The sequence below is a fragment of the Frateuria terrea genome (assembly GCF_900115705.1).
Lineage (GTDB): Bacteria > Pseudomonadota > Gammaproteobacteria > Xanthomonadales > Rhodanobacteraceae > Frateuria_A > Frateuria_A terrea.
Genome location: NZ_FOXL01000001.1, coordinates 1 through 908 on the forward strand (window position 1 = coordinate 1; position 908 = coordinate 908).

General features: G+C 54.0%; 1 rRNA gene. It reads left to right on the forward strand.

The features are described from left to right. Nucleotides 1-908, forward strand: a 23S ribosomal RNA gene (locus tag BMZ38_RS00005); the annotation flags it as partial.

Here is a 908-nt window from a genome sequence, read left to right on the forward strand (position 1 = left end):
AGGGCACCGTGCGTGAAATTGAGTAGGGCGGGGCACGAGAAACCCTGTCTGAACATGGGGGGACCATCCTCCAAGGCTAAATACTCCTGACTGACCGATAGCGAACAAGTACCGTGAGGGAAAGGCGAAAAGAACCCCGGAGAGGGGAGTGAAATAGACCCTGAAACCGTATACGTACAAGCAGTGGAAGCCCGCAAGGGTGACTGCGTACCTTTTGTATAATGGGTCAGCGACTTACTGTCAGTGGCGAGCTTAACCGTCTAGGGGAGGCGAAGGGAAACCGAGTCTGAATAGGGCGCATAGTCTCTGGCAGTAGACCCGAAACCGAGTGATCTATCCTTGGCCAGGTTGAAGGTGCGGTAACACGCACTGGAGGACCGAACCCACATCTGTTGCAATAGATGGGGATGAGCTGAGGATAGGAGTGAAAGGCTAAACAAACTCGGAGATAGCTGGTTCTCCTCGAAAGCTATTTAGGTAGCGCCTCGGACGAATCTTCCTGGGGGTAGAGCACTGTTATGGCTAGCGGGTCATCGCGACTTAGCAAACCATGGCAAACTCCGAATACCAGGACAGACTATCCGGGAGACACACGGCGGGTGCTAACGTCCGTCGTGAAAAGGGAAACAACCCAGACCCGCAGCTAAGGTCCCCAAGTTAGTGCTAAGTGGAAAACGATGTGGAAAGGCATAGACAGCCAGGAGGTTGGCTTAGAAGCAGCCACCCTTTAAAGAAAGCGTAATAGCTCACTGGTCGAGTCGGTCTGCGCGGAAGATTTAACGGGGCTAAGCACTACACCGAAGCTCGGGGTGCACACTTTGTGTGCGCGGTAGAGGAGCGTTCCGTACGCCTGTGAAGGTGGATCGAGAGGTCTGCTGGAGGTATCGGAAGTGCGAATGCTGACATGA